We start from the raw sequence: 26,678 nt of genomic DNA, 5'->3' as shown, positions 1-26,678 counted from the left end.
CCCATGATCCACATGTCGGCGCCGATGCCCGGGCTGCGGACCGCGTCCGACAGCGGGCTGTAGGCGAACCAGCCGAAGTCGGCCGCACCCTGCGGGGTGAGGAAGCCGCCGACCGCGATGAGCGAGCCGAAGAGGTACAGCCAGTAGGCGAACATGTTCAGCCGCGGGAACGCCACGTCGGGCGCGCCGATCTGCAGCGGCATGATCCAGTTCGCGAAGCCGGCGAACAGCGGCGTCGCGAACATCAGCAGCATGATCGTGCCGTGCATCGTGAACGCCTGGTTGAACTGCTCGTTCGACATGATCTGCAGGCCCGGACGGGCCAGCTCGGCACGCATGAGCAGCGCCATCACGCCACCGATCACGAAGAACGCGAACGACGTGACGAGGTACAGCGTTCCGATCGTCTTGTGGTCGGTGGTGGTGAGCCACTTGACCACGACGTTGCCGGGCTGCTTGCGCCTGACCGGCAGCTCGTTCTCGTACGAGTCCTCAGCTGCCGCGGCACCCTGGGGTTCGTTGAGGATGCTCACAGGTTTGTCGTCTCCCGGTTCTTCTCGTGGCTCGTCTGCGCGATGCCGGCGGGAACGTAACCGGTCTGCCCCTTCTTGGCGAGGTCCTTGAGGTGCTGCTCGTACTCGTCGGGGGAGACGACCTTCACGTTGAACAGCATCCGGGAGTGGTCGACGCCGCACAGCTCGGCGCACTTGCCCAGGAAGGTGCCCTCCTTGTTGGGGGTCACCTCGAAGGCGTTGGTGTGGCCCGGGATGACGTCCTGCTTCATCAGGAACGGCACCACCCAGAAGGAGTGGATGACGTCACGCGAGGTGAGGACGAAGCGGACCGTCTTGCCCTTGGGCAGCCACAGGGTCGGGCCCGGGTTGCCCGTGTCCTGGTTCCGGGTGCCGGGGGTGCCGACGTCGTAGACACCGCCGGCGTTCGCCGGGAAGTCCTCCTTGAACCGGTCCGGAATGGCGGCCAGGTTCTTGTCGGTCTTCGCGTCGCCGGTGGAACCCTCGACGGGCTCGACGTAGTTGAAGCCCCAGCTCCACTGGTAGCCGACGACGTTGATGGTGACGTCGGGCTTGTCCTTGAGGCTGAGGAGCTTCGACTCGTCGCGTGCCGTGAAGTAGAACAGCACCGAGACGATGATGAGCGGGACCACCGTGTACAGCGCCTCGATCGGCATGTTGTACCGGGTCTGTGGGGGGACCTCGACCTTGGTGCGGCTACGCCGGTGGAAGATGGCGCTCCACAGGATGAGGCCCCACACCAGCACGCCGACGGCGAGCGCCGCCGCCCAGGAACCCTGCCAGAGGGAGAGGATCCGCGGAGCCTCTTCCGTGGCCGGGGTGGGCATACCAAGGCGAGGGAAGTCTTCCCAGTTGTACGAGCAACCGGTGGCTGTCGCCAGGACCAGGCCCGCAGTCATTGCCTGCAGCAGCTTCCGCCGCATCGGGCGCCGCGGCGAGCGGTCGGAGCCGTTGGGACTCACGTAGCGCCTTCCCGAGAGTCTCGCCCGCGCGGTATGGCTGCGGCCTGGCCTTCTCGCTGGTCGGTCGCCGCCCTGCGTCGGGCAGGGGTTTGGATGTTTATGCGGACCAAACCCTAGCCGACGCTCTCCGAGGGTTCGCGGGGAGGGGTGCCTACTGGGTGGGGTGGTTCGCTGGTTTGGCGGCTGCGGGTTGTTTTGGGCTGGTCGCGCAGTTCCCCGCGCCCCTTTGGGGCGCCCCAGTTGCCGGACGTTTAGCGTTGAGGTGTGTCCTACTTTGACGCTGCTTCCAGTGCTCCTCTTCATCCTGTTGCTCGGCAGGCTCTTCTGGCCTCCCTTGATGAGGGGTGGGCCGATCCGGCCCGTCTCTATCGGGAAGGGCGGCGGGCTCGGATGCTGCTGGATGCGGCTCGGGAGGCGGCTGCCGAGGCTGTGGGGTGCCGGGCCGATGAGTTGGTGTTCACCTCATCGGGGACGAAGGCCGTCCACTCGGGTGTCGCCGGGGTGTTGGCCGGGCGGCGGCGGGTCGGGCGTCACCTGATTGTGTCTGCCGTCGAACACTCCTCTGTGCTCCATGCGGCTGACACGCACGAGGCCGGGGGCGGTTCCGTCACGCAGGTCGCGGTGGATCGTGCGGGGGCGGTGAGTGTGGGCGCGTACGCGGATGCGCTTCGGCCGGACACCGCGCTCGCCTGTCTTCAGTCGGCCAACCACGAGGTCGGGACGGAGCAGCCGGTCGCCGAAGTGGCTGCCGTGTGCCGGGAGGCCGGGGTGCCGTTGCTGGTGGATGCGGCGCAGTCGCTCGGGTGGGGGCGGGTCGACGGGGACTGGTCGGTGTTGACCGGGAGTGCCCATAAGTGGGGTGGGCCGTCGGGGGTCGGGCTGCTCGTCGTACGGAAAGGGGTGCGGTTCGCTGCGCAAGGGCCCGTGGACGAGCGTGAGTCGGGGCGGGCGGCCGGGTTCGAGAACATCCCGGCGATCGTCGCGGCGGCGGCCTCGCTGCGTGCCGCGCAGGCGGAGGCGGCCCAAGAGGCGGTACGACTGCGGGAGCTGACGGAGCGGATCCGGGCGCGGGTGCCGGGGCTGGTGCCGGATGTGGAGGTGGTCGGCGATCCGGTGCGACGCCTTCCCGGCATCGTCACCTTCTCCTGTCTCTATGTCGACGGAGAGGCTTTGCTGCACGAACTGGACCGTGCCGGGTTCTCGGTCTCCTCCGGTTCGTCCTGCACGAGCAGCACGCTGACGCCCAGCCATGTGCTGAAGGCGATGGGCGTGCTGAGCGAGGGGAACGTGCGGGTGTCCCTGCCGTTCGGGACGGCGGAGGAGGACGTCGAGCGGTTCCTGGAGGTGTTGCCCGGGGCGGTGACCGCGGTGCGGGAGAAGCTGGGGGCGCCGGTCGCCGAGACGGTCGTACGGGACGACGTCCTGGTCGTGGACTCCCTCGGCAAGCGCTGCCCGATCCCGGTCATCGAGCTGGCGAAGGTCATCGGCGATGTGCCGGTGGGTGGGCTGGTGCGGGTCCTGTCGGACGACGAGGCGGCCCGGCTGGACATCCCGGCGTGGTGCGAGATGCGGGGCCAGGAATACGTAGGAGAGGAGCCGGCGGCAGAAGGAACGGCTTACCTTGTCCGCCGGGTGAGCTGACCCACCTCAGGGGCGCGGGGAACTGCGCGACCAGCCCCCCACGCACCCGCACACGACGACGCACCCGCCGAGGCAGACACGTAGTCGCACCCGGCCTCAGCCGAGGTGCTTGCGAACCTCCTCAGTGGCAGCGTCCCCGTACGCCTTGGTGAAGCGGTCCATGAAGTGCGCCCGGCGCAGCTGGTACTCCTGCGTGCCGACGGTCTCGATGACGAGCGTCGCCAGCATGCAGCCGACCTGCGCGGCCCGCTCCAGCGAGACGCCCCAGGCGAGGCCCGACAGGAACCCGGCGCGGAAGGCGTCGCCGACACCCGTGGGGTCGGCCTTGCGCTCCTCCTCCGGGCAGCCGACCTCGATCGGGTCCTCGCCGACGCTCTCGATGCGTACGCCGCGCGAGCCGAGGGTCGTGACGCGGTGGCCGACCTTGGACAGGATCTCCTCGTCCGTCCAGCCGGTCTTGGACTCGATGAGGCCCTTCTCGTACTCGTTCGAGAAGAGGTACGTCGCTCCGTCCAGCAGTATCCGGATCTCGTCGCCGTTCATGCGGGCGATCTGCTGGGAGAAGTCCGCGGCGAAGGGGATCTGGCGGGAGCGGCACTCCTCCGTGTGGCGGAGCATCGCCTCGGGGTCGTCGGCGCCGATGAGGACCAGGTCGAGGCCGCCGACGCGGTCGCCGACGGTCTTCAGCTCGATCAGGCGGGCCTCGCTCATCGCACCGGTGTAGAAGGAGCCGATCTGGTTGTGGTCGGCGTCGGTGGTGCAGACGAAGCGGGCGGTGTGCAGGGTCTCGGAGATACGGACCGAGTCGGTGTCGACGCCGTGCCGGTCCAGCCAGGCCCGGTACTCGTCGAAGTCGGAGCCCGCGGCGCCGACCAGGATCGGCTGCGTGCCCAGCTGTCCCATGCCGAAGGCGATGTTCGCGCCTACGCCGCCCCGGCGTACGTCCAGATTGTCGACCAGGAAGGAGAGCGAGACCGTGTGCAGCTGGTCCGCGACGAACTGGTCGGCGAAACGGCCGGGGAAGGTCATGAGGTGGTCGGTGGCGATGGAGCCGGTGACTGCGATGCGCACGGCGTGGAGTCTCCTGCGGGGAGGTTGGGTTGACAGTCCACGCTACCGTTCGTGACCGCGACTCTGAAGCAGGCAAAACTACCCGATAGTAGATCTTTCTTCGCGGGCTTCTGCGTGCCTACGGTTCCGCTATGACGAAAACCGAGGTCCACGCCCCCGCTCCGGCCGACCTGGAGGTCGACCTGGCGTCACTGCTCGGTGACTGCGCGCGGATGGCCCCCCACTGGACCGCTCCCGACCGTGTCCTTTCCCGTCCGATCTCCCCGTCACTCATCCATGGCGTAACCGTGCCGCCGAAGTCGGCGCGGCTGCTGGACGCGATGTCGGACTACGGCGACTGATCGGGCCACGGCGGCTGAACACCTTCGGCGGCCGAATCATCGAACTCCGGCGGCCGAATCGGCGCCTTTCAGGGAACCGTGCGCTCCCCCGCTGCGTCCCATCGCTGTCCCCCGTAAAGGGGATGCGGGATACGACCCGACAGCCGGCCTTTTGACAGGGTCGGGTCAGGGTCAAGGGACATGTGCGCAGCCGAAGGAGCGATGCGGTGAACACCGAGCGACCCGAGAACGACGACACGGGCGCCTCCGGCAAGGACGCGGAGGAGGCACGGGCGCAGAAGGGTGCCGTCGGCGCCGAGGGGCTCGGAGCCGAGGGTGAGGCGGCGGACGGAGCCCTTCGCCCCGAGGACGCCGAGGACGCCGAGGACAGCGGGGCCGACGAGGCCGTAGGAGCCGCGGAGGCCGCAACGGGCTCAGCGGCCACCGAAGCCGCAGACACCGAAGCCACCGTGGCCGGGGATGCATCGGCGGAGGAGGACGATAGGGAGGGGGCGTCGGTCTCGGCCGAGGCTGCCCCAGCTCCCGCAGCCGAGACCCCCGGCCCCGGCCTCACAGCCGCCGACCACCGGCACGACGACGCCCGCGACGGCTCCCGGCGCCGCTCCCCCGCGATCATCGCCTCCGTCGCTGCTGCCGTGCTGCTCGTCGGCGGCGGTGGGGCCTATCTCGCCGCGAGTGCGTCCGGAGGGTCGGACGGCGGTACGACGTCGGGGGCGGCCGGCGGTGGCACTCCCCCGCCGCTGCACCTCGACGGCTACACCGACGGCGGCGGCACCAACGGCATCGCACCCGGGGAGCCCAACCCGTACGGCGTCACCTACAAGGCCGACGGCGAGCTCGCGGACGGGCCCGGCTCGGCGCCGGTGTACCGGGCTCAGGGTGAGGTCGGCGCGGACGAGGTCGCGCGGCTGGCCAAGGCGCTCGGAGTGGACGGGAAGCCGGTGGCGCAGGGGCAGACCTGGAGGGTCGGGGCGCAGGACGGGGCGGGGCCGAGTCTGCAGGTGAACAAGCAGGCGCCGGGGACCTGGACGTTCTACCGGTACGCACCCGGCACCGACAACTGCGAGAGCACCACCGTCTGCAGCAAGGACGCCCCGGACCCCGCCGCCGACCCGGTGAGCGAGGACGCCGCGAAGCAGGCCGCCGCGCCGATTCTCAAGGCGGTGGGTCAGGACGACGCGAAGCTCGACGCGAGTCAGCTCATGGGCGCCCAGCGGGTCGTGAACGCGAATCCCCTGGTGGGCGGGTTGCCCACCTACGGTTGGACGACCGGGGTGACCGTGAGCACCCAGGGTGAGGTGGTCGGCGGAAGCGGCCAGTTGAAGGCGCCGGTGAAGGGGGACACGTACCCCGTGCTGGATGCCGAGAAGACGCTCGGGCTGATGAATGCGGCGCCGGGGACCGACCACCGCATGGGCATCGGCGGCTGTGCCAGCCCCGTACCGCTGAAGGACCGCCTCGAGGCGCCGTGCGGTTCGCAGGCGTCGACGGGTACGGGTGCGCCGGGCAAGGACACCATCACCGTCGAGAAGGCGGTGTTCGGGCTGGCCTCGCACTATGTGGACGCGCGGCAGACGCTGGTGCCTTCCTGGCTGTTCGAGGTGCGGGCGCCGGGCGCGCAGGACGGCTTCACCGTGACGTATCCGGCGATCGACCCGAAGTACCTGGCCTCCACCGCGCCGTCCGAGGAGCCGACCGGGCAGCCGAGCCCGCGGCCGACCGGGCCGAAGGACGAGCCGACCTCGGCGCCGGTCACGCGGAACGTGGCCGTGGACGGCTACACCGTCGAGGGCAGGGAACTGACCGTGGCCTTCACGGGCGGCGTGTGCGCCGAGTACAAGGTGACGGCGAGCGAGAGCGAGGACGAGGTGACGGTCCGGGTGACCGCGACCTCCCAGCCGGACAAGGTCTGCATCATGATCGCCAAGGTGTTCCACAAGACCGTGCAGCTGGACGAGCCGCTCGGCGACCGCAAGGTCGTGGGCACGGACGGGCAGGCGGTCCCGCTGGAGAAGCCCGGGACGCGGCTGCCGGACGCACCGCAGACGTCCGGGGCCCGGTAGGGATCCCCGGACAGACGAAGGCGGCGGCCCCGTCGGAGGGGGTCGCCGCCTTCCCGTGTGTCAGCCGGGCTCGGCTGAACAGCCGGGCTCAGCTGAAGGAGTCGCCGCAGGCGCAGGAGCCCGTCGCGTTCGGGTTGTCGATCGTGAAGCCCTGCTTCTCGATCGTGTCCACGAAGTCGATGGACGCGCCACCCAGGTACGGAGCGCTCATGCGGTCGGTGACGACCTTGACCCCGCCGAAGTCCTTGACGACGTCGCCGTCGAGCGAGCGCTCGTCGAAGAAGAGCTGGTAGCGCAGGCCGGAGCAGCCACCGGGCTGAACGGCGACACGCAGCGCGAGGTCGTCGCGGCCTTCCTGGTCGAGCAGGGCCTTGACCTTGGCCGCGGCGGCGTCACTAAGGATGATGCCGTCGGTGGCGGTGCTGGTCTCGTCCGATACGGACATCTACATCTCTCCCGGGTTGTACGGAGACTGCTTGCCGACGGTTGCAACCGGCGGGGCCGCGGATTCATTCCGGGGCCGGGCTCTTGTCTTTCGGTCCTTCTTCATGCTCGCACACGGCGCGCGAAGCGAAAACGTCTCATTCGGGAATACGCAGGCCCCCCAGCGGGATTCACGTCACATCGACGCGATGGCCATCGTCAAAGTGACGTGAACCGGTTATGATAGATAGCGTCAATTCGACGAAAAGTCGATGAAGGTGTCCCGCATGACCCGCCGGGTCCGATTCTCCGGACCCGGCGAGCCGCAGAACAGAAAGGGTGCGTGTCGTGACCACCGCCCAGACCACGGAGCTCGACGTACAGCCGACGCCCCTCGCCCTGCTGCTCCTCGGCCGTGAGGCCGACCCCAGGAGCGAGCGCGGCGTCGAGTGTCCCGGCGACCTGCCCTCGCCGTCCGACCCGGACCTGGTCGAGCGCGCCCGCGCGGCCAAGGAGAAGCTCGGGAACAAGGTCTTCGTGCTCGGCCACCACTACCAGCGCGACGAGGTCATCCAGTTCGCGGACGTGACCGGCGACTCCTTCAAGCTGGCCCGTGACGCGGCCGCGCGCCCGGAGGCCGAGTACATCGTGTTCTGCGGTGTGCACTTCATGGCGGAGTCGGCGGACATCCTGACGTCCGACGACCAGAAGGTGGTCCTGCCGGACCTGGCCGCCGGGTGCTCCATGGCCGACATGGCCACGGCCGAGCAGGTCGCCGAGTGCTGGGACGTGCTGACCGAGGCCGGCATAGCCGAGCAGGTCGTGCCGGTGTCGTACATGAACTCGTCCGCGGACATCAAGGCGTTCACGGGCAAGCACGGCGGCACCATCTGCACGTCGTCCAATGCCAAGCGGGCCCTGGACTGGGCGTTCGAGCAGGGCGAGAAGGTGCTGTTCCTGCCCGACCAGCACCTCGGGCGCAACACCGCGGTCCGGGACATGGGCATGTCCCTGGAGGACTGCGTCGTCTACAACCCGCACAAGCCGAACGGCGGGCTGACGGCGGACGAGCTGCGCGCCGCGAAGATGATCCTGTGGCGCGGCCACTGCTCGGTGCACGGCCGGTTCTCGCTCGACTCGGTGAACGACGTGCGCGAGCGCATCCCGGGCGTGAACGTTCTGGTCCACCCCGAGTGCAAGCACGAGGTCGTGGCCGCGGCGGACTACGTCGGTTCGACCGAGTACATCATCAAGGCCCTGGAGGCCGCCCCGGCCGGCTCCAAGTGGGCCATCGGGACCGAGCTGAACCTCGTACGCCGCCTGGCGAACCGTTTCGCTCCGGAGGGCAAGGAGATCGTCTTCCTCGACAAGACGGTCTGCTTCTGCTCCACGATGAACCGCATCGATCTGCCCCACCTGGTCTGGGCGCTGGAGTCCCTCGCCGAGGGCAACCTGGTCAACCGGATCGAGGTCGACAAGGAGACCGAGGCGTTCGCGAAGCTGGCGCTGGAGCGGATGCTGGCGCTGCCGTAGGTCCGGTCAGAGGTCCTTTGCTCACCCGGTCCTTCACTCACCCCGACACGGGTTTCCGGTCGGGGTGAGCGGGGTCGAGGGTGAAGATGTAGCCGTCCCCGGTGGTGACGACCAGGGCGCCCTTGCGGAGCAGCACCTCGGACTGCGCCCAACCCTGGTTCGTCACCTGCTGGGCGCGCGGTGGGGTCTCCCACAGCAGCGTGCCCTTCCTTGTGTCGAGGGCGGCGACCCGGCCGCTGGCGCTGGACAGATAGACCACGTGGGCACGCGGGTCGTGGGTGACATCGCTCGGCCGCTCCAGGCTCGTCCGGGTCTGCCACAGCCGCTCGCCGGTCCGGGCCGACACCGCGATCACCCGGCCGGAGGACGTGGCGAACCACAGGGTGCCGTCCGTCAGCGTCGCGTAGCCCCCGAACTCCTCCGCCAGCTTCGTCGTACTGTTCCTCCCCGATTCCGGATCCACCAGCCGGATCCGGGAGAACGCCTCCTTGTCCTCGACCGGGTCGAGGAAGAGCAGGCCTCCGTCGAACGTCCCGAGGAGAGTTGCGCGATAGGGCACCGTCAGGCGCCGCCCCGCTCCGTCGGCCCTGTCCAGTCCCAGGAGCAGCATGTTCTTCGAAGTCGGCACGTCCGGGGCGCACTTGAGGTAGAGGTCCTCGCCGGTGTCCGCCCAGTTGCAGTACTGCCCCGTCGGCAGCGGCGCCGTCCAGCGTTCGGTGCCGGTGCGCGGTGAGCGGGCGATCACCGAACGGCCGCTGTCGTCCGGGACGATCACGAGGTCGCCGGAGAGGTGCGGGCGGACCTGGCGCGTGTTCACCGTGCGGTGCCAGAGCCTCTTCCCGGTCCCCGTGTCGAGGGCGGCGACCGAGTACTCGGCGTCGCCGTCTCGCTCGGCGCGGTACTCCTGCTGAACCACCATCGTGTCGTCCACGACGCCGAGGACCGAGAACGTGTACCACCCGTTGCCCACGGCGGGCGGCACCCCGTCGGCCCGCCAGACGATCCGTCCGCTGAGCGCGTCGATGCGCATGGGCAGGGTCCCGTCGCCCGCGCAGTGGACGGCGCCCTCGTACACCTCGCACTCCGGGGCGTTCCCCAGGCTGTAGCCGGCGACGTCGGTCCCCTGCTTCACACCGCTCGCGGCGGTGGCGTCCACCGTCGTCTGCCAGGGCCTCCAGCCGGGCGGCACGGCCGCCCACCGGGAGGGCGCGGACTCGGCGGTGTTCGCCCCCGCCCCGGAGTCGTCGTCCGCGAGTCCGGGGCCGAGCAGCAGGTACCCCGTCAGGCCCAGAACGAGGGCGCCGACGGTGCCGACCGTGGCCCACAGGGGGCGTATGCGACTGCGCCGTCGGACAGAGGGCGCGGCGGGGCGGGTCCGGACCACGGCCATCTCGTCCACGCGCAGCGCCACGGTGGCCTGGTCCTGCGCACCCGCCTCCGGCAGAGCGGCCACGAACTCCCCTGCCAGTGCAGCCAGTTCGGGCCGGTCCGCGGGTTCCTTGGCCAGACAGCCTCCCAGGACCGTGCGCAGGGGCTCCGCCACGCCGTCCAGGGCGGGGGCGTCATGGACCACCCGATAGGCCGTGAGGTAGGGGCTGTCCGCGTCGAAGGGGCCCCGGCCCGTGGCCGCGAAGACCAACAGCGCGCCGAGGGAGAAGACGTCGGAGGCCGGGCCCACCGTGCGGGCGTCGGTGAGCTGTTCCGGTGACATGAACGGCGGGGTGCCGATCATCTGCCCCGTCTCGGTCAGCGGGTTGTGGTTCTCGGCCGCCCGCGAGATACCGAAGTCGATCACGCGCGGGCCGTCCTCGGCCATCAGGACGTTGGCGGGCTTGAGGTCCCGGTGGACCACCCCCGCCCGGTGGATGTCCCGCAGCGCCTCCACCAACCCGAGCGCCAGCCGCCGCAGTTCGGTGCCCTTCAGCGGTTCCCGGTCACGGATCCGGTCGGCGAGCGACTGCCCGGGCACGTACTGCGTCGCCATCCACGGCCGCGTCGCCTCCGGGTCGGCGTCCACCACCGGCGCGGTGAAGGCGCCGCTCACCTTGCGGACGGCGTCGATCTCCTGCCGGAAACGGGCGCGGAAGACCCGGTCCTCGGCGTACTGGGCGTGCACCACCTTGACGGCGACCTCGCGGCCGGAGCGCGATCTGCCCCGGTAGACGACGCCCATGCCGCCGGCGCCCAGCCGGTCCACCAGCTTGTACCCGCCGACCGACTTCGGATCGTCCTTGTGCAGTGGCACGCCCCGATCCCTCTCCCCCGTACGTCAGTTGGGTTCAAAGGATACGGCCGGGTCCCGTACCTCCACGTACGGGACCCGGCCTCGGTTGTTTCCGTCAGACACCCGCCGGTTGCGGCTCGTCCGACGCCGCCTCGGCGGGCACACCCGCCTTCTTCAGCCGCTTCGCCTCGCGCTTCTTCGCCCGGCGCTCCTTGCGGAGCTCCAGCATCGTGTAGAGCGTCGGGACAAGCAGCAGCGTCAGCATGGTCGAGGTGATCAGGCCGCCGATCACCACCACCGCCAGCGGCTGGGCGATGAAGCCGCCCTCGCCGGTGACGCCCAGCGCCATCGGGAGCAGGGCGAAGATCGTCGCCAGGGCCGTCATGAGGATGGGGCGCAGGCGGTGGCGACCACCCTCGATCACGGCCTCCACGACGCCGTAACCCTGGCTCCGGTACTGGTTGATGAGGTCGATCAGCACGATCGCGTTCGTCACCACGATGCCGATCAGCATCAGCATGCCGATCATCGCGGGGACGCCCATCGGAGTGCCGGTCGCCACCAGGAGGCCGATCGCGCCGGTCGCCGCGAACGGGATCGACACGAGCAGGATCAGCGGCTGGGCCAGCGAGCGGAAGGTCGCCACCAGCAGCATGAAGACGATCGCGATCGCCGCGAGCATCGCCAGGCCCAGGTTGGCGAACGCCTCGTCCTGGTCCTGCGAGACACCGCCGATCTCGGCCGTCGCGCCCGCCGGGAGCGTCAGTCCGTTGATCTTGGACTGGAGGTCCGCGCTCACCGCGCCGGTGTTGTCGCCGGTCGGCTTCGCGCTGATCGTGGCGGCACGCTGACCGTCGATCCGGGTCATCGAGACCGGGCCGTCCACCAGCTTCACGTCTGCGATGTCACCCAGCTTCACCGGGCCCAGAGGCAGGTCCTGAAGCTGCTTCAGGGTCTTCGCGGGCTTCGCCGACTTGATGACGATGTCCCGCTCGGTGTCGTCGAGGGTCGCCTGGGCCGCCGTGTTGCCGCGGACCGCCTGGGCGACGGCCATGCCGAGCGTCTGGTCGTTGAAGCCGGCCGCGGCCGCCTTGTCGTTGGCCTTGACCGAGATGCGCGGCACGCTCTGCGACAGGTCGCTGGTCACGTCCGTGACGTCGTCCAGGCCGGCCACCGCCCCCCGGACCTGCTCGGCCGCCTTGCGCAGGACGTCCCCGTCGGCCGCCTTCACGACGACGCTCAGGTCCTGGGCGCCGAAGCCGTCGCCGGCCGCGATGGTGGTCGTACCGATGCCGTCGAGCTTCTTCAGGCCCGTCTCGATGCGGTCCTGCACGTCGTCGTACGACGCCGAGTCCTCCAGCATCACCTGGTACGACGCCTGGTTGGTGTCGGTGCCGCCGCCGAAGGCCGCCATGAAGCCGGACGAGCCGACGGTGACCTGGTAGTCCTTGACACCCTTGGTGTCGGCGAGCAGCTGCTCGACCTTCTTCGCCTGCTCGTCGGTCGCCGCCAGGCTGGTGCCCGGCTTCAACTCCTGCTTGACGGTGAGGACTTCCTGCTCGCCCTGGTCGAAGAAGTTCGTCTTCAGCAGCGGAGCCATGCCGAACGTGCCGATGAGGACGACGATCGCCAGCAGCACGCTGGTCAGCCGGCGGCGCGTCGCGAACCGCAGGACGGGGACGTAGAAGCGCTGGAGCCTGCTCCTGGCCTCCTTCTCCTCGGCCTTGCGGCGGGCCTCGTCGGCGTCCTCGGGGGTGCCCTTCGGGGCGCGCAGGAACCAGTACGACAGGACCGGGACGACCGTCAGCGAGACCAGCAGCGACGCCAGCAGGGCGGCCGTCACCGTCAGGCTGAACGAGCCGAACAGCTCGCCCACCATGCCGCCGGTCAGGCCGATCGGCAGGAAGACGGCCACCGTGGTGAGGGTGGAGGACGTGACCGCGCCGGCGACCTCGCGGACCGCCTTGAGGATGGCCTCCTCGCGCTCCTCGCCGTAGCCGAGGTGCCGCTTGATGTTCTCCAGCACCACGATCGAGTCGTCGACGACACGGCCGATGGCGATGGTGAGCGCGCCGAGCGTCAGCATGTTCAGCGACAGGTCACGTGTCCACAGCACGATCAGGGCGAGCACGACCGACAGCGGGATGGAGACTGCCGTGACCAGCGTCGAACGGATCGACGCGAGGAAGACCAGGATGACGAGGACCGCGAAGAGCAGGCCGAGCGCACCCTCGGTGGTCAGACCGTCGATGGACTTCTTCACCGCCGGGCCCTGGTCGCTGACCACGGTGAGCGTGGCGTCCGAGCCGAGGTCCCCCCGTAGCTCCGGGAGCTTGTCGCGCACCGCGTCCGAGATCGCGACCGCGCTGCCGTCGCGGTCCATGGTGACCGCGACCGCGAGGGACGGCTTGCCGTCGGTACGGGTGATGGAGTCGGCCGCGGCCTGCTCCTGCTTGACGTCGGCCACATCACCGAGACGGACCGGCTTCTTCCCGGAGGCGGCAGCGCCCTCGCCGGTGACCATGAGGTCCTCGATCTGCTGGATCGAGGTGAAGCCGCCGCCCACCTGGACCGTGCGGTTGTCGCCGCCCTCGTCGAAGGAGCCCGCCGGGACGGTGGCACCGCCCGCCTGCAGGGCCTGGGAGAGGGCGGCCGAAGTGAGCCCCGCCTTGGCCAGCTTCGCGTCGTCCGGCGTGACGGTGACCTGGAGGTCCCGTACGCCGTCGACGGTGACCTGACCGACGCCGTCGATCTCCTTCAGGTCCGCGACGACGGTCCGGTCGAGCTGGTCGGCCAGGGCCTGCTGGTCCTGGCCGGAGGTCACGGCGAGGACGACGGTCGGGATGTCGTCCGTGGAACCGGCGATGACCTGCGGGTCCACGTCGTCCGGCAGCTGGGCGCGAGCCCGGTTGACGGCCTGCTGGACGTCGGCGACGAGCTGCTGGGTGTCGGGGCCGTAGTCGAAGGACGCCATGATCACGGCGTTGCCCTCGCTCGCGGTGGAGGTGACGCCGGTGATGCCGTCGACGGCTTCGAGGCTGTCCTCGATGGGCTCGACGACCTGCTTCTCGACCACGTCCGGGGAGGCGCCCTGGTACGGCGCCAGCACGGACACCATGGGCAGTTCGATGGAGGGCAGCAGCTGCTGCTTGAGCTGGGGTATCGCGATGGCGCCGAAGGCGATCGCGATGATCGACATCAGGCCTATCAGGGCACGTTGAGCAAGGCTGAATTTCGACAGCCAGGACATGGGTCAGGGTCTCTCTTCTGTGAGCGGCAGAAGTGGGCAGCGGACGTGGCATGGGCGTCTGTGAAACGCAGGTGTGGCACGCATGTGCGGCCCGCATGCGTTTCACAGATGAGCGCCCGCCCCTACACCCTGAGCCATCGGGGAGCCCGGATTCGTAGACCCCAGGTCCATTTCCTTATACGGCGCATACTCCGGGCGCAGTACGCCCGTCAGAGCTCACTCCACCCTTGGACGTACCAGGCCGGACTCGTACGCGATCACCACCAGCTGGGCCCGGTCACGGGCGCCGAGCTTGGACATGGCCCGGTTGACGTGCGTCTTCACGGTCAGCGGGCTGACCTCCAGCCGCTCGGCGATCTCGTCGTTGGAGTGCCCGCCGGCGACCTGGACCAGGACCTCGCGCTCGCGGACGGTGAGGGCGTCGAGCCGCTCGGCGCGGGCCGGGTCGCGGTCGTCGTCCGCGCCGTCGCCCTGGGCGAGGAAGCGGGCGATCAGGCCCTTGGTGGCGGCCGGGGACAGCAGGGCCTCGCCACCGGCCGCGATGCGGATGGCGCTGAGCAGTTCGTCGGGTTCGGAGCCCTTGCCGAGGAAGCCGGAGGCGCCGGCGCGCAGCGACTGCACCACGTAGTCGTCGACCTCGAAGGTGGTGAGGATGACGACGCGGACATGGGCGAGGGACGGGTCGGCGCTGATCATGCGGGTGGCGGCGAGGCCGTCGGTGCCGGGCATCCGGATGTCCATCAGCACGACGTCCGCCCGCTCCTCCTTGGCCAGCCGCACCGCCTCCGCCCCGTCGGACGCCTCCCCGACGACCTCCATGTCGGGCTCGGAGTCGACCAGCACCCGGAAGGCGCTGCGCAGGAGGGCCTGGTCGTCGGCGAGCAGGACGCGGATGGTCATGGCAGGTCCTCTGCGGGGCACGAGGTGGATGGCTTCGTCCTACGACAACTTCCGCGGGGTGCGCATGAGTTCCGCGGCGTCGTCATAGGGCGGTCATTCGGCAGTCATGCGGCGTCCTCGGCGGTCATACGGCGTCCTCCGCCGCGCGCGTACTGCTCTTGACCGGCAGGATCGCATGGACGCGGAAGCCGCCTCCGTAGCGGGGGCCGGTGGTGAGGGTGCCGCGCAGGGCGGTGACGCGCTCGCGCATGCCGAGCAGGCCGTGCCCACCGCCGTCCGGGATGTCGTCCTCGCCGGCGCCGTCGTCGAGGACGGTGATCTCGATGTTCGGCCCCACGCGGACGACGCTGACCTCGGCCTTCGCCTCCGGACCCGCGTGCTTCTGCACGTTGGTGAGGGCCTCCTGGATGACGCGGTAGGCGGCCAGGTCCACGGCGGCGGGGAGCGTGGTGCCCTGGTCGGCGCGGGCGACCTCCACCTGGAGGCCCGCGCTGCGGAACGTGCCCGCGAGTTCGTCGAGGCGGGCGAGGCCGGGGGCGGGTTCGGTGGGGGCCTCCGGGTCGCCGGACTGGCGGAGCAGGCCGACGGTCGCGCGGAGTTCGTTGAGCGCGGAGCGGCTGGCTTCGCGTACGTGGGCGAGGGCTTCCTTGGCCTGGTCGGGGCGCTTGTCCATGACGTGGGCGGCGACGCCGGCCTGGACGTTGACGAGGGCGATGTGGTGGGCGACGACGTCGTGCAGGTCCCGGGCGATACGGAGGCGCTCCTCGGCGACGCGGCGGCGGGCCTCCTCCTCGCGGGTGCGCTCCGCTCGTTCGGCGCGCTCGCGGATGGCGGCGACCATGGCACGGCGGCTGCGGACCGCGTCGCCCGCGGTGGCGCCGATGCCGGTCCAGGCGAAGATGCCGACGTTCTCCTGGGCGTACCAGGGCAGGGGGCCGGCGAGCATGGCGGAAGCGGTCAGGACGGTCATGGTGAGCAGGCCTACGCGCCAGGTGGTGGTGCGGTCGGTGGTCGAGGCGACGGTGTAGAGGGCGATGACCGCGGACATGGCGACCGGGGCGCGGGGGTCGCCGCTGACGCATTCGACGAGGGAGAAAGTGCCGGTGAGGGCGAGGACGGCCATGGGGGCGCGGCGGCGCAGGACCAGGGCTGCGGCGCCGAGGGTCATGAGCAGGAGGCTGAGCGCGTCCGGGGTGCGCAGGCCCCAGGTGACCCCGCTCTCGCCGTGCGGGTCCACGAACGAGCCGGCCACCATCGCGGCCAGTACGCCGACCGCCAGCGCGGCATCCAGCGCCATGGGGTGCGCCTTGAGGTGCTGCCGGGCGCGTATCCCTGCGGGGCTTGGAACGGGGGCCAACTGGAGGTTCCTTGTGGTGTGTGCCCGGCGTTGCAGTGCGCGTCGCCTGGGGGCTGCCGCCCCCAGAGCCCCGCTTCGGCCCTGAACGGGCCTCGTCCTCAAGCGCCGGACGGGCTGGATGATGCGGGCCGGCGTCCAGAGGCACCCCAGCTCAACCCGGGATCAACCCATCGTCGCTCAGCAGCTCCCGGACCTCCTCCAACGTCGCGTCCGAGGACGGGAGGATCAGCTCGGACGGTTCGAGGGAGTCGTCGGGCAGGGGCTCGCCGAGGTCGCGGACCTTGGACAGGAGTGCGTCGAGGGTGCGGCGGAAGCCGGGGCCGTCGCCGTTCTCCATTTCCACCAGGAGCTCGTCGTCGAGCTTGTTCAGCTCGGACAGGTGGCTGTCGGACAGCTTCACCTGCCCTTCACCCATGATCCGGACGATCATGTCGCCCATCTCGCCCTCCTCGGCGTGGGCCCCGGACGTCGGCTACTGCTTGTCGAAGCGCGGGGTGTCCTGCGGCTGTTGCTGGGACTGCGACTGGCCGTTGCCGCCCTCGATGGCCTGCTGGCCGCCCGACGAGCCTCCCGCCAGCTCCGCCTTCATGCGCTGCAGTTCCAGCTCTACATCCGTACCACCGGAGAGCCGGTCCAGCTCGGCCTGGATGTCGTCCTTGTGCATGCCGGACTGGTCGTCGAGGGCGCCGGAGGCGAGCAGTTCGTCGATCGCCCCGGCCCGCGCCTGGAGCTGGGCCGTCTTGTCCTCGGCCCGCTGGATCGCCAGGCCGACGTCGCCCATCTCCTCCGAGATGCCGGAGAACGCCTCGCCGATCCGGGTCTGGGCCTGCGCCGCCGTGTAGGTGGCCTTGATGGTCTCCTTCTTGGTACGGAAGGCGTCGACCTTCGCCTGCAGGCGCTGGGCCGCGAGGGTGAGCTTCTCCTCCTCGCCCTGCAGCGTCGCGTGCTGTGTCTCCAGGTCCGTCACCTGCTGCTGGAGGGCGGCGCGGCGCGAGAGCGCCTCGCGGGCCAGGTCCTCGCGGCCCAGCGCGAGCGCCTTGCGGCCCTGGTCCTCCAGCTTCGACGACTGCTGCTGGAGTTGGTTGAGCTGGAGCTCCAGGCGCTTGCGCGAGGTGGCCACGTCGGCGACGCCGCGGCGGACCTTCTGGAGCAGCTCCAGCTGCTTCTGGTACGAGTAATCGAGGGTCTCGCGCGGGTCCTCGGCCCGGTCAAGGGCCTTGTTCGCCTTCGCGCGGAAGATCATCCCCATACGCTTCATGACACCGCTCATGGGCTTCGCGCGCCCCCTTCTGACGTCCAGCTCCAGCTCTGCGACAGAACCCACAGTACGGGCCCTGCATCCATTGACGCACTGTTCGGGGACGGATGCGCTCATCCCCAAGGACGACTGCTGACGCTCCCGCTCCGGCGTAAGGAGTAGGTGACTCCCGGGTGGCTCGTGGGTGGACCCATGGGTGTCCACCCGGTGCCGCTCGAGTGCCCTCCCCGTGCCCGCCGGACGAACCGTCTGCAACGTCCCCTCTGTCCCCCTACGACGACTGGTGTTGCCGGATCGTTCCCCGCCGGGCTGACGTCCATGCCCCGGCACCCCGTACCCTTGGGTTTTGTGTTCCGTAGCCGTGCCAAGGAAGAGAAGGCCCAGGCCGCCGACAAGGCGCTGGTGACCGACTCCAATGAGACCCGTCACCCCGAGGCCCCGAAGGGCCGCCCCACGCCCAAGCGCAGTGAGGCCCAGTCGCAGCGTCGCAGCGTGGCCAACACGTCGATGACGCGCAAGGACGCCGCCAAGCGCCAGCGCGAGGAGCGGCGGGCCGCCCTGGAGAGGCAGCGCCAGGCGCTGGCCGGGGGCGACGAGCGGTATCTGCCGGCCCGCGACAAGGGTCCGGTCCGCAAGTTCGCGCGTGACTTCATCGACTCGCGCTTCAACATCGCGGAGTTCTTCCTGCCGATGGCCGTGGTCATCCTCGTGCTGAGCATGGTGCAGGTACCGGCGCTGCAGAACATCGCGCTGCTGCTGTGGCTGATCGTGATCGTGCTCATCGTGCTGGACTCGGTCGTCACCGGCTTCCGTCTGAAGAAGCGGCTCGCCGAGCGCTTCCCCGACGACAACAGGCGCGGTGCCGTCGCCTACGCACTGATGCGCTCCCTGCAGATGCGTCGGCTCCGACTGCCCAAGCCGCAGGTCAAGCGCGGAGAGCGGCCCTGAGCACAACCGCATTTTCCGGGGGTGCGGCCGACGCGTGGCTCAGTAAGTTGGGCGCTCTGCGCGATGTCGTACGACAAGAGCTGGTGGCCCGGCAGCTCGACGAGCAGATAGCCGGCCGGTTCCCGGTCGGGCAGCGGCTGCGGGTGCTCGACGTGGGGATGGGCCAGGGCACGCAGGCGCTGCGGCTGGCCAGGGCCGGGCATCAGGTGACCGGTGTCGAGCAGGACCCGAAGATGATCTCGGCGGCCCACGAGGAGCTCGCCGGCGAGCCCGAGGGGATCCGGGAGCGGGTCCGTATCGTCCAGGGGGACGGGCGGGACACCGGCGTCCACTTTCTGCCGGGCAGCTTCGATGTCGTGCTGTGCCACGGCGTGCTGATGTACATCGAGGAGCCCGATCCGCTGCTGGCCGGGCTGGCCCGGATGCTCGCCCCGGGCGGCCTGCTGTCGCTGCTCGTGCGCAACGGCGACGCGCTGGCCATGCGGCCGGGACTGGGTGGGGACTGGGGGGCTGCGCTGGCCGCCTTCGACACGACCGCGTACCGCAATCGGCTCGGACTCGACGTTCGAGCGGACCGGCTGGCCGAGCTGACGGCGACGCTCGCGGGGATCGGGGCGCCGCTGCACGCCTGGTACGGGGTACGGGTGTTCACCGACACGGCGGCCGACGGGGCGGAGATCCCGACGGACGTGGAGGCGTTGCTGGCGGTCGAGGAGCGGGCCGGGAAGACGGACCCCTACCGAAGCGTCGCGGCGTTGCTGCACCTGTGCGGAGTACGCGGCTGAGCTCGCCGCCCGGGCGCAGTACACGGCTCAGCCCACCGCCAAAGCGGAGCACGCCGCTCAGCTGACCGCCCGAGCCCAGCACGCGGCTGAGCTCGCTACCCGTGCACGGGGCGCGGCCCAGCACACCACCCGAGCCCAGCACGCGGCTGAGCTCGCTACCCGTGCACGGGGCGCGGCCCAGCACACCACCCGAGCCCAGCACGCCACTCAGCCACCCAAGCCCAGCACGCCCCCAGGACACCGGCCCGCCCGGCCCTGGGACGACGCGCTACTCAGCCCGCTACTGGGCGTGGTGCGCGGCTCAGCTCACCGCCCAAGCCCAGCACGCCGCTCCGCCACCCGAGCCCAGCACGCCACTCAGCTCGCTGTTTGTGCGCGGTGCGCGGCTAAGCTCACCGCCCAAGCGGAGCACCCCGCCCAGCCCACCACCCAAGCCAGCACGCCGCCCAGCCACTGCCCGAGCCCAGCACGCGGCTGAGCTCCCTACCCGTGCACGTTGCGCGGCTCATCTCACCACCCGAGCCCAGCACGCCACTCAGCCGGCCACCCAAGCCAACACGCGGCTGAGCTCGCTACCCATGCGCAGTACGCGGCTCAGCCCACCGCCCAAGCCAGCACACCGCTCAGCCCGCCACCCAAGCCCAGCACCCCGCTCAGCCCACCGCCCAAGCCCAGCACCCCGCCCAGCCCACCGCCCGTGTGCCGTGTGTGGTTGGGCTCGTTCGGGTGAGCAGTACGGGCCGGGTCCGCGTGGTGAGGTGAGACTCGGGGCATGGATGCTCGCCGTTTCCGTGCCCTGCGGTCGGCCCTTCCGGTCGCCGTCCTCTCCTGCTGCCTCGGCCTCTTCCTCTCCTTGCTCTCCGGGTGTTCCGGCTCCCCGTCCCCGGGCGGGAAAGAGGACACGACCACGCAGGCCGGCGTACCGATGGCGGTCACGGCGGTCGACGACCTCCAGGACGGCTACCTGAAGGTCATCAAGGACGTCCTGCCGTCGGTCGTACAGATCCAGGCCAGGAACGATCTGGGCTCGGGCATCGTCTACGACAGCCAGGGGCACATCGTCACGAACGCACACGTGGTCAGGGACGAGGACAGCTTCCGGGTGACGACCGCCAACAGCGAGGACACGCTCACCGCGCGGCTCGTCTCCTCGTACCCGCAGCAGGACCTCGCCGTCATCAAGCTGGACAAGGCGCCGAAGGGGCTGAAGGCGGCGACGTTCGGGGACTCGGCGAAGGTCGAGGTCGGGCAGATCGTGCTGGCCATGGGCTCGCCGCTCGGACTGTCGTCCAGCGTGACGCAGGGCATCGTGTCGGCGATCGGACGGACCGTCACCGAGGGCCGCAGCGAGGGCGGTACGGGCGCGACGATCGCCAACATGGTGCAGACGTCGGCCGCCATCAACCCCGGCAACAGCGGAGGTGCCCTGGTGAACCTCGACGGACGGGTCATCGGCATCCCGACGCTCGCCGCCACCGACCCCGGAGGGGGGCGCAGCGCGGCGGCCGGCATCGGGTTCGCGATCCCGGCGTCGACGGTGCGGACGATCGCCGACCAGATCGTGAAGGACGGCAGGGTCACCGACTCGGGCCGGGCGGCGCTCGGCATCACGGGCCGTACGGTCGTGAACGACGACTACGAGGTCGCGGGCGTCGCCGTCGTCGAGGTGATGACGGGCGGCGCGGCCGACAAGGCCGGGATCGAACCCGGGGACGTCATCACCCGGCTCGGTGACACGGACATCGACACCATCACCTCACTCGCCCAGGCGCTTGCCTCCGCCAGGCCGGGTGAGCGGACGACGGTGACGTACCAACGCAACGGCAGTGAGAAGACGGTGGATGTGACGCTGGGTGAGCAGTGACGGGAGGGCGGGGCGAGGGCCGTACGACCGGGTGGCCCTCGCCCCCTCCGCCTACGCCTGCTCGGCGTGCAGGCTCATCGGCCCGTAGATCTCCGCGGAGTCCTCGAACAGCCGCACCTGATCCGCACCGCCCTCGAGCAGCGCCTTCCAGTTCTCCCCGACCCAGGACTCGGCGTCCCCCTGGGTGGTGAACTCCTCGGGCTGCACCGCGGGCTGGACCTCAGCCCCGTCGGCCTTCTCGAACCGCCACGTCCATGCCGCCATGTACGCCTCCAAGGTGTCAGCACGTGCAGAGCAAGAGCCGGATCTTGGTCCGGCTCCTGCCCTGAGCCTAGCCGGATGCGCGAGACCTGCGCGGACGCGCGAAAATCGGTTCCGTGGAACTGACTCTCCTCGGCACCGGTGCCCCCGCGGGACTCCCCCGCCCCGACTGTCCGTGTGCGGCCTGTGCCGGCGCACTCGGCGACGATGCGCGGGCGGCCACCGCGTTGCTCGTGGACGGGGCGCTGTTGCTCGATCTGACGCCAGGGGCGGCGTTCGCGGCGGCGCGGGCGGGGCGTTCGCTGGGCGGCGTACGGCAGGTGTTGCTGTCGCATCCGCACAACGGGCCCGCCGTCGAGGTGCCGGCGGGGCTGCCGCAGCCCGGGCGGGTGCCGGACCGGCAGGAGTTGGCGCTGCTGACGGGGCATCGGGTGCGGGCGGTGGCGATGGACTCGCCGGGCACGGGGTACGCGGTGACCGGGCCGGGCGGGCAGCGGCTGCTCTATCTGCCGCCGGGGGGTGCGCCGGCCGGGCTCGAGGAGGGGGCCGTCGGGATGTACGACATGGTGGTCGCCGATGTCGTGGGACGGCCGGACGCGTTGGCCAAGCTGCGGGCGGTGGGGGCGGTCGGGCCGACGACGGATGTCATCGCCGTACATCTGGATCATGACGTGCCGCCGGGTGCCGAGTTGCGGCGGCGGCTGGCCGCGGCCGGGGCGCGGGCGGTGCCGGACGGGGCGACGCTGGTGGTGGGGGCGTACGAGGACGTGCCGGATGTGCCGCGGCGGACCTTGGTGCTGGGCGGGGCCCGGTCCGGGAAGTCGGTGGAGGCGGAGCGGCGGTTGGAGGCCTTCCCGGACGTGCTGTACGTGGCGACCGGGGGCACGCGGGGCGGCGACAACGAGTGGGCGGCGCGGGTTGCCGCGCACCGGGAGCGGCGGCCGGGGTCGTGGCGTACGGCCGAGACGTGCGACCTGGTGCCACTGCTGGCCGAGGCCGGGGCGCCGCTGCTCGTCGACTGTCTGTCCCTGTGGCTGACGGACGCGATGGACTCCGTCGGGGCGTGGGACGACGCGGTGTGGGCGGACGGCGGGGAGCGTGCGCTGCGGGAGCGGGTGCGGGAGTTGACGCAGGCGGTGCGGGCCACTCGGCGGACCCTGGTCGCCGTATCGAACGAGGTGGGGTCGGGGATCGTGCCGGCCACGGCGTCGGGGCGACGGTACCGGGACGAGCTGGGCCGGCTGAACGCCGCGTTCGCCGGGGAGTGCGAGCAGGTGGTGCTGGTGGTGGCGGGGCAGGCGCTGGTGCTGCGCGGCTGAGCGCTCCCTGGAAGAACGGTGACAAACCTGGGGGCCGGTGGGGGCTGGTCGCGGCCCGCGGCGGAGCCGCAGATCGATACAGCCCCACGCCCCTTGCGGGGCGCGGTACCGCACCGGACTTCGCCAAGACCGCTTAGGCCCTGTCGTCGAATTCCCGTCGTTCGTCCGGAGGGCGGGCCCGGCCGGCGGCGACGGGCGTGGACCCCTCGGCGAGCGGGTGTGCCGGAGGCTGCCGGGGCGGCGGGATTTTGGCGACGGTCTCAGGTCCGTGCGGTCGGGTCCTTGCGGGCGATGACGCGGTAGGTGTTCGAGAAGCGGGTGTGGCGCAGTACGGGGGCCAGGATGTGGTCGAGGGCCCAGGCCACGGCCACCAGGGGCGCGCACGCCCGGGACAGCGGCGAGGGCAGGAAGAACGCCAGCGCGCGCGAGGTCGTTGCCGCGAGGTCGTACGGGATGTGCGGGGTGCTGCGGTCCGTGGAGAGGATCGTGCAGCCCTGGGACTCCAATTCCCGGCGGAGCGTGTCCAGGGGGATCAGGTGCAGGTGGCCCGGGCGGCTGTGCGGGGTCCACCATCTGCCGAGCAGCACGGCGAACACGCAGCGCGGGTCGGGGAGTTCGAGGAGGAGGAGGCCGCCGGGTCGCAGGACCGTGAGGGCGGCGCGGAGCTCCTCGCGGGGGTCCCGGGTGTGCTCCAGGTGGCGGAACATGCTGACGATGTCGTAGCGGGCGCGCAGACGGGCCGTGATGCGGGCGTCCGTCAGATTGCCGACGTGGGCCTCCTCCACCCGCTCGGCCACGCGCGCGTGCAGGACGCGGTAGGTCGGGTCCAGGCCGTCGAACGCCGTGTACGGGAAGAGTTCCTTCGCCACCTCCGGGAAGCGGGCGTAGCCCGTGCCCACGTCCAGCCAGCTCTCCGGCTCGGGGAAGGACAGCGCCGCGCGGGCCGCGGCCCTCAGCCGACGGGACGGCAGCCGGGTGAGCCCCAGGTGCCGGGGGACGTACGGCTGGTTCCGGCATGCGGCGAGGGTGAACGCGCAGTCGGCGCGGGGTGGTTCGGGGGGTGCGGTCGCGGTCATGGCGGCTCCCGGGCGCGAGGGCGTATTGCGGGGCGTACGGGGCGGGCGTACGGCGGAGGCATACGGCGGGACGGTGCGAGCATGCCCCGACAATCCACTGCAAAACGGAACGTATGGGATGCCGATCTTGGGTGCAACGACGTCGCGCCGATGCGGGGGTGACGTGGCGGAGCCCCTGGTGGCCATGTGGCGCCGATCTGTTCGACCGGTGCCGGTACTGTTCGGCGAATGAGCTCGCTTAATCTCGACGACTTCACTGATCTGATCGAGCGCCCCGACGGTGGGGTGCGCCGTGACGCCGAGGCGCGCCGTGAGCGTCAGATCGTGCCGCCCGGGGCGCTGGGCCGCCTCGACGACTTGGGTGAGTGGCTGGCGGCCGCACAGTCCGCCGTACCGGTGCGGCCGATCGAACAGCCGAGGGTCGTGCTGTTCGCCGGTGACCACGGCGTCGCCGAGCTGGGTGTCTCGGCGCGACGGGCGGGCGGCGCCGTGGAGTTGGTGCGGGAGATCCTCGAGGGCGGTCGGCCGGTGTCCGTGCTCGCGCGGCGGCTCGGGGTTCCGGTGCGGGTCGTCGACATGGCACTGGACTGCGATCCGCAGTCGCTGCCGGAGGCCGTCGTACGGCATCGGGTGCGGCGCGGGAGCGGTCGTATCGATGTCGAGGACGCGTTGACGCTCAAGGAGGCGGAGGCCGCCTTCCGGGCCGGCGTGGCCGTGGCCGACGAGGAGGCCGACTCCGGTACGGATCTGGTGGTGCTCGGCGATGTGAGCGTCGGCGGCACCACGGCGGCCGGGGTGCTGGTCGCCGCGCTGTGCGGGACGGACGCCTCCGTGGTCACCGGACGGGGTGGGCTGGCCATCGACGACCTGGTGTGGATGCGCAAGTGCGCGGCGATCCGGGACGCTCTGCGCCGGGCGCGGCCCGTGCTCGGGGATCAGCTGCAGTTGCTCGCGACGGTGGGCGGCGCCGACCTCGCCGCGATCACCGGGTTCCTGCTGCAGAGCGCGGTGCGGAAGATGCCGGTCGTGCTGGACGGGGTGGTGGTCGCCGCCTGCGCCCTGGTGGGGCAGCGGATCGCGTTCCGGGCGCCGGACTGGTGGCTGGCCGCGCACAACAGCGGGGAGCCGGGGCAGGCGAAGGCGCTGGACCGGATGGCCCTGGAGCCCCTGCTCGACCCGGGCGTGAAGGTCGGCGAGGGCGCCGGAGGCTTGCTGGCCCTGCCGATGGTCCAGTCCGCCGCCGCGCTGGCCGCGGAGCTGCCGGAGAAGCCGGAGAAGCCGACGGAGTCCGAGGCGTTGGAGGCCGAGGCGCTGGAGTCCGAGGCGCTGGAGTCCGAGGCGCTGGGGGCCGAGAAGCCCGGGGCCGAGGCGGCGGAGGACGAGGAGCGCTCGGCGACCGAGTAGCGGATGGACGAAAAGGACAGTTCGTCACCACTGTCCGCATATGATCCCCGTTCGTGAGAGTTGACGCCCCCCGCCGCTGGGCCCGTGCCGAGTGGGGGGCGTTGTATCTCGCCGCGCGGGGACCGTTGGTGGAGCGGCGGTGGCGGGCCGTGCCGATGACCGTCGGGGCCGTTTGCCTGACGGGGCTCGTGCAGGTCGTGCAGCACCGGTCCTGGGGCTGTCAGGTCGTGCAGAACCTCGGGGCGGTGAAGGCCGAGGATCCGCTCTGGCAGGCGCTCCTGCGGACGCCGCTGTCGTTGTTCGTGCCCGCCCTCGACCTGCCGGTGTGGGGTGCGCTCGCGCAGATCCTGCTGGTCTTCGGGGTCGCCGAGCTCTGTCTGGGCTGGTGGCGGACGCTTCTCCTCGCGTACGTCGCGACCCTCGCCGGAACCCTGTACGCGCGCGTGGGCATCGCGCTCGGCCCGGGCCACCCGATCGGGCTGCCCGCCTCGGACGCGCAGGTCGTGGACACGGGACCGTCGGCGGCGGTGGTGGGCCTCGCCGTGTTCCTCGGGTGGCGCTACGGCGCGTATGTCACGGCCGGTGCGGTGATCGTGGCGATGGTGGTCGAGGTGGTGCTGGAGGGGAACCTCGCCGGGAAGGAGCACCTGGCGGCGATCGCAGCGGTGCTGGTGCTGTGCGCGGGGACGGCGCTGTGTCAGTGGCGTTCCAGGGCCCGGTCCACGTCGGGCGCGCCGCCGATCCAGTCCTGAAGTCTGCGGCTGGGGCCCGACCAGCGCCGGTCGTGGTGGAAGGCGCGCAGCTGAGCCCTGGCGCGGGCGCGCGGGCGGCGACGGTAGAAGCGTTTCGCCCAGGGGGAGGCGGGACGGGCCAGGCGGATGGCGCCGAACAGGGCGATGAACGGGATGATCACCCCGAAGATCGCGATCCGGGCCTTGCCCTTGGCGAGGGCGATCAGGGCGAAGAGGAAGTTCACGAGAACCGTACTGATCACCGACCCGCGGTCCTGCAACTCGTCGTCGCTGAGGTCGTTGACCCCGAAGGGTGCGAAGCCGAGGAGGAACAGGCCGGCCACGGCGGCGGTGAGCACGACCATCTCCACGCTCTTGCGGCCGGCCTCGGTCCAGTAGACGTCGTCCAGATGCACGATCAGCGCGAACTCGTCCATGACCAGGCCCGCGCCCATCCCGAAGACCACGGCTGCCACGGCGGCGCCGAAGCCGTGCTGACCGCCGGCGACCGCGCAGAAGCCGCCGATGACCGTGAGGACGATTCCGGGGACGACATGGTGGATGTGGACGGCGCCGGTCTCGATGTTGCGGAAGGGGCCTTTGCCCGCGCGGATCATGCGGGTGATGATCCGCGTGACGAGGAAGGTGACCACAAAGGCGGTCAGGGCCAGGAGCAGGGGCAGTTTGCCCGGTTCGATGATGTTGCGCTGCCACCAGTCACCCATGGTTTCAGT

At 70.8% G+C, this 26,678-nt stretch carries 23 protein-coding genes; 10 read left to right on the top strand and 13 right to left on the bottom strand.

Features of this window, described 5'->3' with window-relative positions:
- A partial coding sequence (locus EHO50_RS43580; RefSeq protein ID WP_181449808.1) for a cbb3-type cytochrome c oxidase subunit I occupies nucleotides 1–533 on the bottom strand: 533 nt, incomplete at its 3' end.
- Entirely contained in the window at nucleotides 530–1,495 is a 966-nt protein-coding gene (ctaC, locus tag EHO50_RS43575; RefSeq protein ID WP_128437428.1) for an aa3-type cytochrome oxidase subunit II, read from the bottom strand. The genes ctaC and EHO50_RS43580, both read right to left, overlap by 4 nt.
- Nucleotides 1,496–1,759: 264 nt before the next feature.
- On the opposite strand from ctaC, the gene EHO50_RS43570 reads away from it, so the two are divergent.
- Nucleotides 1,760–3,136 (top strand): cysteine desulfurase/sulfurtransferase TusA family protein, encoded by a 1,377-nt coding sequence (locus EHO50_RS43570; RefSeq protein WP_128437427.1) that lies wholly within the window; start codon nucleotides 1,760–1,762, stop codon nucleotides 3,134–3,136.
- Nucleotides 3,137–3,232: 96 nt separating this feature from the next.
- Here EHO50_RS43570 and EHO50_RS43565 read toward each other — a convergent pair whose 3' ends face one another.
- Nucleotides 3,233–4,207 carry a carbohydrate kinase family protein gene (locus tag EHO50_RS43565; RefSeq protein ID WP_128437426.1) on the bottom strand — a complete coding sequence of 325 codons (975 nt, stop codon included), beginning with the start codon at nucleotides 4,205–4,207 and terminating at the stop codon, nucleotides 3,233–3,235.
- A 131-nt stretch (nucleotides 4,208–4,338) separates the two neighbouring features.
- Between EHO50_RS43565 and EHO50_RS43560 the strand changes: the two genes are divergently transcribed.
- Together EHO50_RS43560 and EHO50_RS43555 are read left to right on the top strand one after the other, a co-directional pair.
- On the top strand, nucleotides 4,339–4,548 hold the full coding sequence (locus EHO50_RS43560) for a hypothetical protein (RefSeq protein WP_128437425.1): 210 nt from the start codon (nucleotides 4,339–4,341) through the stop codon (nucleotides 4,546–4,548).
- A gap of 206 nt (nucleotides 4,549–4,754) precedes the next feature.
- Nucleotides 4,755–6,611, top strand: a complete 1,857-nt coding sequence (locus EHO50_RS43555; RefSeq protein ID WP_164905126.1) for a hypothetical protein — start codon at nucleotides 4,755–4,757, stop codon at nucleotides 6,609–6,611.
- Between the two features lie 88 nt (nucleotides 6,612–6,699).
- Here the strand turns inward: EHO50_RS43555 and EHO50_RS43550 are convergent, their stop codons facing one another.
- Nucleotides 6,700–7,056, bottom strand: a complete 357-nt coding sequence (locus tag EHO50_RS43550; protein ID WP_030951236.1) for an iron-sulfur cluster assembly accessory protein — start codon at nucleotides 7,054–7,056, stop codon at nucleotides 6,700–6,702.
- Nucleotides 7,057–7,382: 326 nt separating this feature from the next.
- On the opposite strand from EHO50_RS43550, the gene nadA reads away from it, so the two are divergent.
- A complete protein-coding gene (gene nadA, locus EHO50_RS43545; RefSeq protein WP_128437424.1) occupies nucleotides 7,383–8,567 on the top strand; it encodes a quinolinate synthase NadA in 1,185 nt (394 codons plus the stop codon).
- 37 nt (nucleotides 8,568–8,604) lie between these two features.
- Here nadA and EHO50_RS43540 read toward each other — a convergent pair whose 3' ends face one another.
- The 6 genes from EHO50_RS43540 to EHO50_RS43515 all read right to left on the bottom strand — a co-directional run bounded on the left by EHO50_RS43540 (nucleotide 8,605) and on the right by EHO50_RS43515 (nucleotide 17,547).
- Entirely contained in the window at nucleotides 8,605–10,812 is a 2,208-nt protein-coding gene (locus EHO50_RS43540; protein ID WP_128437423.1) for a protein kinase domain-containing protein, read from the bottom strand.
- Between the two features lie 94 nt (nucleotides 10,813–10,906).
- Nucleotides 10,907–14,041, bottom strand: coding sequence for an efflux RND transporter permease subunit (locus EHO50_RS43535; protein ID WP_128437422.1), 3,135 nt, complete (start codon nucleotides 14,039–14,041; stop codon nucleotides 10,907–10,909).
- A 216-nt stretch (nucleotides 14,042–14,257) separates the two neighbouring features.
- Nucleotides 14,258–14,941: a response regulator gene (locus tag EHO50_RS43530; RefSeq protein ID WP_128437421.1), complete on the bottom strand. Its 684-nt coding sequence runs from the start codon at nucleotides 14,939–14,941 to the stop codon at nucleotides 14,258–14,260.
- A 124-nt stretch (nucleotides 14,942–15,065) separates the two neighbouring features.
- Nucleotides 15,066–16,271, bottom strand: coding sequence for a sensor histidine kinase (locus tag EHO50_RS43525; protein WP_425472390.1), 1,206 nt, complete (start codon nucleotides 16,269–16,271; stop codon nucleotides 15,066–15,068).
- 178 nt (nucleotides 16,272–16,449) lie between these two features.
- Entirely contained in the window at nucleotides 16,450–16,728 is a 279-nt protein-coding gene (pspAA, locus tag EHO50_RS43520; RefSeq protein ID WP_128437436.1) for a PspA-associated protein PspAA, read from the bottom strand.
- A 42-nt stretch (nucleotides 16,729–16,770) separates the two neighbouring features.
- A complete protein-coding gene (locus tag EHO50_RS43515) occupies nucleotides 16,771–17,547 on the bottom strand; it encodes a PspA/IM30 family protein (RefSeq protein WP_128437435.1) in 777 nt (258 codons plus the stop codon).
- Between the two features lie 327 nt (nucleotides 17,548–17,874).
- Between EHO50_RS43515 and EHO50_RS43510 the strand changes: the two genes are divergently transcribed.
- From EHO50_RS43510 to EHO50_RS43500, 3 genes are all read left to right on the top strand, one after another.
- Nucleotides 17,875–18,504, top strand: coding sequence for a DUF3043 domain-containing protein (locus tag EHO50_RS43510; protein ID WP_128437419.1), 630 nt, complete (start codon nucleotides 17,875–17,877; stop codon nucleotides 18,502–18,504).
- Nucleotides 18,505–18,587: 83 nt separating this feature from the next.
- Entirely contained in the window at nucleotides 18,588–19,289 is a 702-nt protein-coding gene (locus EHO50_RS43505) for a class I SAM-dependent methyltransferase (protein WP_128437434.1), read from the top strand.
- A 772-nt stretch (nucleotides 19,290–20,061) separates the two neighbouring features.
- A complete protein-coding gene (locus tag EHO50_RS43500; protein WP_164905125.1) occupies nucleotides 20,062–21,153 on the top strand; it encodes a S1C family serine protease in 1,092 nt (363 codons plus the stop codon).
- Nucleotides 21,154–21,204: 51 nt separating this feature from the next.
- Here EHO50_RS43500 and EHO50_RS43495 read toward each other — a convergent pair whose 3' ends face one another.
- The gene (locus EHO50_RS43495) at nucleotides 21,205–21,417 is read right to left on the bottom strand and encodes a hypothetical protein (RefSeq protein ID WP_128437418.1); all 213 of its coding nucleotides are present in this window, start codon (nucleotides 21,415–21,417) and stop codon (nucleotides 21,205–21,207) included.
- Nucleotides 21,418–21,530: 113 nt separating this feature from the next.
- Here EHO50_RS43495 and EHO50_RS43490 point away from each other — a divergent pair, with 113 nt between their 5' ends.
- A complete protein-coding gene (locus EHO50_RS43490; RefSeq protein WP_164905124.1) occupies nucleotides 21,531–22,733 on the top strand; it encodes a bifunctional adenosylcobinamide kinase/adenosylcobinamide-phosphate guanylyltransferase in 1,203 nt (400 codons plus the stop codon).
- 260 nt (nucleotides 22,734–22,993) lie between these two features.
- Here EHO50_RS43490 and EHO50_RS43485 read toward each other — a convergent pair whose 3' ends face one another.
- Complete coding sequence (locus tag EHO50_RS43485; RefSeq protein WP_128437417.1) at nucleotides 22,994–23,809, bottom strand: class I SAM-dependent methyltransferase; 816 nt, start codon at nucleotides 23,807–23,809, stop codon at nucleotides 22,994–22,996.
- A gap of 228 nt (nucleotides 23,810–24,037) precedes the next feature.
- Here EHO50_RS43485 and cobT point away from each other — a divergent pair, with 228 nt between their 5' ends.
- Both cobT and EHO50_RS44615 read left to right on the top strand, forming a co-directional pair.
- The gene (gene cobT, locus EHO50_RS43480) at nucleotides 24,038–25,213 is read left to right on the top strand and encodes a nicotinate-nucleotide--dimethylbenzimidazole phosphoribosyltransferase (protein WP_246101846.1); all 1,176 of its coding nucleotides are present in this window, start codon (nucleotides 24,038–24,040) and stop codon (nucleotides 25,211–25,213) included.
- Nucleotides 25,214–25,266: 53 nt separating this feature from the next.
- The gene (locus EHO50_RS44615) at nucleotides 25,267–25,965 is read left to right on the top strand and encodes a hypothetical protein (protein WP_181449807.1); all 699 of its coding nucleotides are present in this window, start codon (nucleotides 25,267–25,269) and stop codon (nucleotides 25,963–25,965) included.
- On the opposite strand, the gene EHO50_RS43465 is transcribed toward EHO50_RS44615, so the two are convergent.
- On the bottom strand, nucleotides 25,911–26,669 hold the full coding sequence (locus tag EHO50_RS43465; protein ID WP_128437416.1) for a hypothetical protein: 759 nt from the start codon (nucleotides 26,667–26,669) through the stop codon (nucleotides 25,911–25,913). The two genes, EHO50_RS44615 and EHO50_RS43465, sit on opposite strands and share 55 nt — an antisense overlap.
- Nucleotides 26,670–26,678 lie beyond the last annotated feature (9 nt).

This window comes from Streptomyces cyaneus, assembly GCF_004028635.1.
Taxonomy (GTDB): Bacteria; Actinomycetota; Actinomycetes; order Streptomycetales; family Streptomycetaceae; genus Streptomyces; species Streptomyces cyaneus.
The sequence above is the reverse complement of the archived record's forward strand: the minus strand, read 5'-3'. Positions and strand labels throughout refer to the sequence as shown.

Bases quoted from the DNA above. Each gene is read 5' to 3' on its own strand.
- EHO50_RS43560 (WP_128437425.1), top strand. From the start codon at position 4,339: ATGACGAAAACCGAGGTCCACGCCCCCGCTCCGGCCGACCTGGAGGTC.
- EHO50_RS43550 (WP_030951236.1), bottom strand. From the start codon at position 7,056: ATGTCCGTATCGGACGAGACCAGCACCGCCACCGACGGCATCATCCTT.
- EHO50_RS43535 (WP_128437422.1), bottom strand. From the start codon at position 14,041: ATGTCCTGGCTGTCGAAATTCAGCCTTGCTCAACGTGCCCTGATAGGC.
- EHO50_RS43530 (WP_128437421.1), bottom strand. From the start codon at position 14,941: ATGACCATCCGCGTCCTGCTCGCCGACGACCAGGCCCTCCTGCGCAGC.
- pspAA (WP_128437436.1), bottom strand. From the start codon at position 16,728: ATGATCGTCCGGATCATGGGTGAAGGGCAGGTGAAGCTGTCCGACAGC.
- EHO50_RS43515 (WP_128437435.1), bottom strand. From the start codon at position 17,547: ATGGGGATGATCTTCCGCGCGAAGGCGAACAAGGCCCTTGACCGGGCC.
- EHO50_RS43510 (WP_128437419.1), top strand. From the start codon at position 17,875: ATGCCCCGGCACCCCGTACCCTTGGGTTTTGTGTTCCGTAGCCGTGCC.
- EHO50_RS43500 (WP_164905125.1), top strand. From the start codon at position 20,062: ATGGATGCTCGCCGTTTCCGTGCCCTGCGGTCGGCCCTTCCGGTCGCC.
- EHO50_RS43495 (WP_128437418.1), bottom strand. From the start codon at position 21,417: ATGGCGGCATGGACGTGGCGGTTCGAGAAGGCCGACGGGGCTGAGGTC.
- EHO50_RS43485 (WP_128437417.1), bottom strand. From the start codon at position 23,809: ATGACCGCGACCGCACCCCCCGAACCACCCCGCGCCGACTGCGCGTTC.
- cobT (WP_246101846.1), top strand. From the start codon at position 24,038: ATGAGCTCGCTTAATCTCGACGACTTCACTGATCTGATCGAGCGCCCC.
- EHO50_RS43465 (WP_128437416.1), bottom strand. From the start codon at position 26,669: ATGGGTGACTGGTGGCAGCGCAACATCATCGAACCGGGCAAACTGCCC.